Source organism: Brevibacterium sp. HMSC24B04, assembly GCF_001806835.1.
Lineage (GTDB): Bacteria > Actinomycetota > Actinomycetes > Actinomycetales > Brevibacteriaceae > Brevibacterium > Brevibacterium ravenspurgense.
The window spans coordinates 48053-55375 of record NZ_KV786101.1 but is presented as its reverse complement, the minus strand read 5'-3'; the positions used below and the strand labels follow the sequence as shown (position 1 = coordinate 55375).

Annotated in this window: 6 protein-coding genes; all 6 read right to left on the bottom strand. The window is 54.8% G+C overall.

The window, feature by feature from the left end; genetic code table 11:
* Positions 1–489 precede the first annotated feature (489 nt).
* From HMPREF3092_RS08795 to dctP, 6 genes are read right to left on the bottom strand one after another with little or no spacing between them, the layout of a single operon-like run.
* The gene (locus HMPREF3092_RS08795; RefSeq protein WP_070424624.1) at positions 490–1212 is read right to left on the bottom strand and encodes an IclR family transcriptional regulator; all 723 of its coding nucleotides are present in this window, start codon (positions 1210–1212) and stop codon (positions 490–492) included.
* 47 nt (positions 1213–1259) lie between these two features.
* Positions 1260–1634 (bottom strand): cupin domain-containing protein, encoded by a 375-nt coding sequence (locus HMPREF3092_RS11035; RefSeq protein WP_083274347.1) that lies wholly within the window; start codon positions 1632–1634, stop codon positions 1260–1262.
* Positions 1631–2818: a CaiB/BaiF CoA transferase family protein gene (locus tag HMPREF3092_RS08790; RefSeq protein ID WP_083274346.1), complete on the bottom strand. Its 1188-nt coding sequence runs from the start codon at positions 2816–2818 to the stop codon at positions 1631–1633. The genes HMPREF3092_RS11035 and HMPREF3092_RS08790 overlap by 4 nt, the downstream gene beginning before the upstream one ends.
* The gene (locus tag HMPREF3092_RS08785) at positions 2815–4107 is read right to left on the bottom strand and encodes a TRAP transporter large permease (protein ID WP_070424623.1); all 1293 of its coding nucleotides are present in this window, start codon (positions 4105–4107) and stop codon (positions 2815–2817) included. Before HMPREF3092_RS08785 ends, HMPREF3092_RS08790 begins: the two co-directional genes overlap by 4 nt.
* On the bottom strand, positions 4101–4640 hold the full coding sequence (locus tag HMPREF3092_RS08780) for a TRAP transporter small permease (protein ID WP_070424622.1): 540 nt from the start codon (positions 4638–4640) through the stop codon (positions 4101–4103). Before HMPREF3092_RS08780 ends, HMPREF3092_RS08785 begins: the two co-directional genes overlap by 7 nt.
* Positions 4615–5703, bottom strand: a complete 1089-nt coding sequence (gene dctP, locus HMPREF3092_RS08775) for a TRAP transporter substrate-binding protein DctP (RefSeq protein WP_070424621.1) — start codon at positions 5701–5703, stop codon at positions 4615–4617. Before dctP ends, HMPREF3092_RS08780 begins: the two co-directional genes overlap by 26 nt.
* Positions 5704–7323: the final 1620 nt, after the last annotated feature.

Sequence of the window (7323 nt, the reverse complement as noted above, 5' to 3'; positions counted from 1 at the left end):
AACCGGGTCAACGCACTCTAAAACCGGAAGAGCCTCCAAAAGTCCAGCGCCGGGGTGTTGGTTTGTACACGCCGTGGTCGATTGCTACGAGGATTGCATACCAGGCGGTTCCCTACGGGAAGGCTGTTGCTGCAGTAGGAACGCTATGCCGCATGCCTAGCTAGTTGTTAACCTGAAATGCTTAGGATGAGAGGGCCTTCAGTGATAGTGCATATGCGTTACACATTGGCATTACGGTGGTACACGCTCATTGGTCTGGGAATCATTCCGAAAGGGACACGACCCTACTGATTGCACATGGGTAGCAAGGCTGCATGCTTTCATCAACGGCTCAGAGGTGGGCGGATCTACGGTAGTCTGCCTGTTAGGAAGCGGCCACAGAAACGCACTTAGCGAATGGTTGCATGACTTTAACCAGCAGCGCCCCAATCTGCATGGGGAGGGCACCCGCTAATCGCTCGATTGCCTAAATTTCCCCTATTGGTGAACCTAGGTGAAGTCCCATACATCAAGACCGCTGTTGCTGATTGCAGAACAAGCAGTATTGACCATTTCTTCAATATGGGGCCGCATTCGGACGTTTGGTCCGCCGACCGTTATTGCCGCGGCCAGGGAGGAGCCGATCATGAGTCCGAGGGCGAATGCAGACACATCAGCTGCTGTTTCGCTGATGTTAAGGCCGTAGCCTCTCTGCCGTACGGAGGCGATTTCGGCCTCAAGGGTCTCCGCTTTTAGGTTTTCTGACGTAAGAACGTGCGTTTTGAGTTCTGGATTTTCAGATGTCGCCAAGAGAATCTTGCCGGCGCTTGTGGGCCAGAGCGGTCGGCGGGTGTACATTTCAGGGTTGTAGCTAATGCGCTGACTGGATGGGACCGAGTGGACGTAGGTCACTTCGTGATCGAGGAACACAGCGAGGGTGACGGTTTCACCGAGCTCGCTCCCAATGGTGGTCATCGCTGGTGTAGCAAGCTCGACGAGGGAAGTCGCCTGGGAAGCCAGAAGGGTGTGAGCTCCCAACCCGAAAACAAAGTGTCCGGCCGTGTTTTCTTTTAAATAACCCTCGGCTTCAAGCCCACGAACGAACCCGTAAACGGATGACTTCGGAGCGTCAAGATGTTCAGCAATCTCAGAAAGAGATGCGCCGTTAGGGCAACTCACCACGTATTCGAGAATGCCGACGACACGGCTGACCGTCCGGTGCTTCGTAACCATTACGCCAGTTTAAATGACGTATTCGGTCGCATACCATCGTTTCGTCATCATTCGATTGTGTCGTCGGGTGCAAGAGCGGGGTAGTAGACATTGATGAGTTCCAGTGGCTCTGTTGAGAGGACCTCGACATGGTGGACGACATCGGTCGGGATCAAGACTGAGTCGCCTCCGCCCAGTTCGAGGTTTTGTGTACCGAGTTTGACTAAACAGCGACCAGAGAGGATGTGGAGGAATTGGGTGCTCTTCAGATGACGATGGGGGAGTGCAGATCCGCCGTGTTCGATCGTTCCGCGTACGACAGAGACTGCTCCTTCGGCATCGTCTCCAGGTAAAAGCCTGAGGTTTGATGTCAATGTGTGACGTGGCGGAGTGTAGGCCTCGAGATCTTTACCGACGTAGTGTTTGATCGATTCGCTGGTCATTTGTTTCTCCTTTGTTCAATGATGGCCATAATGTCCTCGCGGTCTCCGTCTGCCGGCGAAGCCAGATTGACGGGCTGTAGTGGTGATTCGGAGTAGCTCACGTTCGGTGTGGTTCGCCAATAGCTACCTTCCGTGGGGTGAATGACTTTTTCCACAGTTCCGCGCCGTCTGAGGTATTCGTTGTCGACGAGGTCTTCGATTCTATTGACCGCTTGGGCCGGAATGTCGTGGTCATGGCAGAGTTTGATGACTTCACTTGTCGACCGGTGCGCAGCGAACTTAGCGATAAGAGCCTGTGTTTCTTCGATGTGGGCATTGCGGTCGCGGTTCGTCGGATAAGGCACATCTCTGTCAATGACGGTTGGATCGTCGATGGCGAGGAAAGTCTGCCACTGTCGGTCGTTGTAGGGCAGTATGCAGACCCACCCGTCCGTGGTGCGGTGTGGTCGTCGCGCTGGATTAATCGTTCGGTGCCAGCCAGCGTCACCCAACGGGGGCTCGAAAGTGTAGTCGTTGAGCTGTTCGACCATGTTGAAGTCGGACATGACATCGAACATGGGAACATCCACCCATTGGCCGAGACCGGTGATGTGGCGGCGGTGAATCGCAGCGAGTCCGGAATAGACCATCGACAGGGCACAGACTTTGTCGGCTACGACGTACGGAGAGTACTGGGGAGTGCCCCATGATTTCCGATAGACATCGCTGAGACCACTGGCCGCTTGAATAATGTCGTCGTACGCGGGTCGGTCACGTTCGGGGCTGTTCGAAGAGAACCCCTGGGCCGTGACGAGAACACATTGGGGGTTAATCTCTGCAACAGCATCCCAATCGAACCTGTATTTCTGACGTTGTCGTGGGAGGTAGTTGGTGACGACGATGTCGGCAATTCCAATGAGTTCTTGCAATGTGTGCTGGTCCTCGACATCTGAAAAGTCGAGCGTGATGTTCTTTTTCCCGTCCCCAAGACTAAGCGCGGCGGCTGACATCCCAGGGTTTCGAGACTGGCCAGACCGTCTGATTACGTCTCCGTTAGGAGCTTCGACGCGGATTACGTCTGCGCCAAGCTTCGCGAAGAGCCTTCCAGCCAAAGGGCCCATGATGACTGTGGCGATCTCGACGACGATTAGTCCGTCGAGTGGCCCTTTGAGCTGGGTATTCGGCGCATGTTGTTGGTGCGTCATAGACTTCCCATCATTTCTGGCAGTATCAGGACAATTTGCGGAAAGGCGAATAGCAGGACACCGACGGCTAAAATTGCGAGAACGAACGGAACACTTCCGCGGAAGACATCCTGAACAGGCATTCTGGACGCCTGGGCGACGACGAAGACGTTGAGCCCGAGCGGGGGAGTGATGAGTCCGATTTCGGCTAGCAAAATCACTACGATTCCGAACCAGATCGGATCAAATCCAAGTTCAGTGACAACGGGCAGAGTCACCGGTACAGTCAGCGCGATGATCGCCATCTGGTCCATGAAGAAACCGAGAATGAGGTAACCGACGGCAATGATCGCAACGATCAGAATCGGAGCGATGGGCATCGCCGAGAGCGATTCGACCAAATAAGGTGTCACTTGGGACTTAGTGATGAAGTGACCGAAGACATGCGCGGTCATGATGATCGTCAGGATCATGATAGATGAGCGCAGCGCTTCAGCGAACGATTTTGTCAAGTTCGCCCAGGTGAGTTTCTTCTCGCCTAGCATCAGTCCCAGTCCCCCCAGACATCCGACTGCGGCAGCTTCGATTGCAGTCGTGACACCGAGGAAGACCAGGCCGACTACGAGGATGAAGATCGCCACGACGGGCATTAGGCCAACAAGACTGCGGAACTTCTCGTGCCAGTTGCTTGCTTCGCCTCGTGGCGCTGATGACGAGTTGAATGTGATGAGAATTGTGATCGTGATGACTAGCGCCACAGCAACTAGGAGACCAGGAATGAGTCCGGCGATGAGGGTCGGTCCGACCCCAGTTTCGGCGGTGATGGCATAGAAAATGAGGAGTACGCTGGGTGGGATCATCGCCGCCAGCGTTCCGGCTGCGGCCACGACTCCGGCGCTGAGGCGTTTGTCGTATCCCTGCCGAATAAGTTCGCCGGTTGAGGTATGAGCGAGCGTTGCTGCCGCAGCTGTGGATGACCCCGATACCGCAGCGAAGACGGCTCCGGCGCCGACAGCAGCGTGTGCTGTTCCACCGCGCATTCGGCCAACAAGAACCTTTGCCGAGTCGAACAGGCTGGAGAGCGCGCCGCTCTGGAGGAGCAACTGTGCCATGAGGATGAAGAGCGGGATCGCTGCCAATGAACTATTGCTGACTGCGCTTTGCGGGATCGTCATTAGGATGCCAACCACAGCGGGTGGACCGTCGAGTGCCAGCAAGCCGACGATACTACTGATCAGGATGGCAAAGGCGATTGGTACCCGGAGTAGAATGAGGGCCAGCAGGAATGCTGTGATGGTGAGTACTAGCATCCGGTTGCACCGCCTTTGAGGAATGTCTTGGACTCCAAGAGAATGACTACAGCGGTGAATAGGCTTCCAAGCGGGAGAAATGACCGCCAGATCCAGCTGTAGATTGGTAGCTGGGCTGACAGTGGCGGTGGAATGTCTCCGTGCTTAAGCGCTTCCAGCATCGCGCTTGTCCCCGCGATGGCCAATGCGCCGATTCCCACGAAGACCGCGATGAAGCTGAGCCAGCGTGCTACCGATTGCACTTTGGCGGGAAGGCGCTTAAACAGCATGTCTGTAGCGACGTGCGCGCTGACTGCATAGCCCCACGGCATCCCGAGGAATACGATTGCGGGTAGCAGAACGTTTTCGATAAGCGAGACGTTCCATCCCAGTGGGCTACCGGCGAAGTATCGAAATCCGACCTCAGTAAGCATCAGCACTGTGATCAGCGCGAGCATGACGATCGCACACCACTTTGATGTTGACACAATCGCCGTGTGGATGCGGCCGTAGGTATTAGTGAGGTTGTCAGTTGTTTGATCGATTTCGCTCATTCGTGGTCACCGCCTTCTCAAATTCGGCCAGTACTTCACTACCGGGTAGACCAACCGAATCGAGGCTGGCGGCCCAATCTGACTTGGCACGGCTCAGTTCATCGGTCCATTGCTTTTTGGCTTCGCCGGTGATCGGGACTAATGTGACGCCGCCGTCCTTTGTCATCCGTGCTTCGGCTTGGGACTTTTCTTTATTGAGACCAGCGCACAATGACCTCTGAGCGTGAGCTGCAGCCTCAGTGACATTGTTTTTATCCTGTGAGCTAAGGCCGTCCCATGTGCGTTCACTGATGACATATGGGATACCGACAGAGCCGAGATTGAGCCCCTTGGTTGAGTATTTGGAAACCTGCTCGAGGTTGTAGGAGGGAACACTGACGAACGGCATTGCGGTTCCGTCGACGGTGTTGCGAGCCATTGCTTCGTAGGTATCGGCGGCCGGCATGCTTACCGCTGACGCTCCGATAGTTTTCATAGTCACGTCGAATGCGCCTCCCGAGGAGCGAAGAAGCAATCCACGCACATCAGCGGGGTACTCTACTTTGGTTCCGCTGGTCATCACTTCGTATCCAGGGATGATCGAAACCCAAAGCGGTCGGAGCCCGCGGTCCTTGTATTCCTCTGTGTACAGGATTCCGTCCTCATCGAGAAGGTCCATCATCGAATCGGCGGCGACGCAGGCATCGGTTGTCATCATTGGCAGATCACCGACGCTGGAGAGCGGAAATTTATCTTCCAGATACGCAGCCGATGCTGGTGCGATGTCGATGTTGTCGGTGGAGATGAGCGAAGCAAGATCCTCGGCGTTTCCCATCTGACCGGAAGGGAAATACTCGGTGCCGATGCCGTCCTCTTTGAGGGTGTTGATGAAGACGCTGACACCGTACTTGCCAAAGGGGTGCTTGGGAGAATACGAATCAGCCAAGCTGAGCGTGGGATTCGACGTGTGCTCTGGTGATGCACAGCCCGAGATCGCAGTGATCGCCAGAAGTGCGCCAGTGGTTAAAGAGCGCAACGAGCGTTTAAATCTGGGGCGCGTGCCCGTACTTGTGTATCGCGACATGACCTCACTGTCTTTCGCATATGGGAACCGAAGTTCGTATATCAGAAGGATAGCTTAGTCGTGCCCTGTACGTCCGTCAATCGATGGCGACGAATTAATCAACAGGACCGAACTTGGCTGTACGACGTTAAATCGGGCTGGTCGGTACTAGAGCAGTGCGTCCGTCGGACGATTCGTCGGCTGCGTAGTGGGGATCTGAGCTGTTCGCTCGACCTCTTGCCGCTACCGGGCGGGTATGCGCGATGCTCGTATGCCTGTTTGTCTTGTTTCTGCGCCCTGAACTCTTTGGGCCGATCGTGAGTTTCGCCTTCCGAGGTTCTGTGTAAGTGAGGAGGCACTTCAGGGGGGTGAGTTGCCGTAGAACGGGTTGATCGAAAATCCCTCGCCGTGCAAAGTCGCCAGAGGCTCGACCCATATCAGCCCACCTATTCTATTCGCGCAAGAAAGCCACCTAAGCGGTAGTGAAAGACGGGTGTTCCCGATTGAATTGAGCTGGTCTCAATCAGGCGGACGGCTCAAAAGGGCCAAGCCGATCGGGCCTGTTCGCAGATCACGCTAACTTCCACTGCCGCATGTTAAAAAGTTGCGTAACAGGGTGCGTAGGAATGAGGCTGAGTAATTTAAGGGGCGGTGAATAATTGGTCGAGACCCAAAGGGGTTGTTCGAAGGCGTCTGAGGGATACTTGCGAGCTTCTTTAGATCCAAGCCCAAACAGCGGCGACTGTGGGGATGAATGCTCCTCGATTAAAAACTGAAGGCAGACTGTGACTTCACGTGTGTAATTGTCAGGCTGTTTAAGGTCTCTGAGGGGCCTACGAGTCATCTATCGAATGGGTAATTAGGTCCATGCTGAACGAGCTGAAGAGTTTTGTTGCTGCCAATACGGAAGCGGGGCTGCGAACTTATTTCTAATCGACCTTTCTGTTAATACCCTCTGTGGCTAAATCGGACTATGGAAATCCGTGTCGATATCGCAAGTTGGGTTTTACCTTGGGGGTTATCAGTGCACTGCACTGCATGCGTCGTGTTCAATCGGCTGATAAGAAGTCGAATGAGCAAATGCTCCAAGAGCGGGGGAGACGTGCTAGCGCTTCCTGGCCTGCGGTTGAGTTTCTCCGAGAATTCTATCGCCGCGGCTTGTCTTCTGATTCTTGAGATCAGCTGACTTCTTGTGTTTGGAGAGCCGGATGTGCTGCGCGCGACGTTTCTCCAGCTCGCAGTTAAATCTTGTCGGTTGCCGGAGCAAACAGTTGGTTTTCCCGGGATTTCTACCTAAGCCTGGACTCTAATCCGGATTTCTGTCTTTGGCGGCTTGCGTAACAAATTGGTTTTCGTGCGGGGTGGCAGATTCTCCCGACAGGCGATCAGAAGGCGGGGCGGATGAGAAACGTTGAGCGGGCAGTCTTGCCGTTGTTTCTGTGCTACTAATGATTGCTGCAACTGTTCTCGCCCGACTCTGTCGTCCTCTGAGGCAGCGGTCCGTCCGATCTGAGAAGAGGCAGTTCGGCCTCGAAGCAAGGTGCCACATAGCAGTTCTGCCCGTTGCAGAGTCACGTGGCGTAAAACGGTCTCGTCCCTGTCGGCCTTAACCTGCATCAACGCGTCGTCTGACTAGATGGA

Coding starts and splice junctions, on each gene's coding strand:
- HMPREF3092_RS08795 (WP_070424624.1), bottom strand. CDS start 1,212: ATGGTTACGAAGCACCGGACGGTCAGCCGTGTCGTCGGCATTCTCGAA.
- HMPREF3092_RS11035 (WP_083274347.1), bottom strand. CDS start 1,634: ATGACCAGCGAATCGATCAAACACTACGTCGGTAAAGATCTCGAGGCC.
- HMPREF3092_RS08790 (WP_083274346.1), bottom strand. CDS start 2,818: ATGACGCACCAACAACATGCGCCGAATACCCAGCTCAAAGGGCCACTC.
- HMPREF3092_RS08785 (WP_070424623.1), bottom strand. CDS start 4,107: ATGCTAGTACTCACCATCACAGCATTCCTGCTGGCCCTCATTCTACTC.
- HMPREF3092_RS08780 (WP_070424622.1), bottom strand. CDS start 4,640: ATGAGCGAAATCGATCAAACAACTGACAACCTCACTAATACCTACGGC.
- dctP (WP_070424621.1), bottom strand. CDS start 5,703: ATGTCGCGATACACAAGTACGGGCACGCGCCCCAGATTTAAACGCTCG.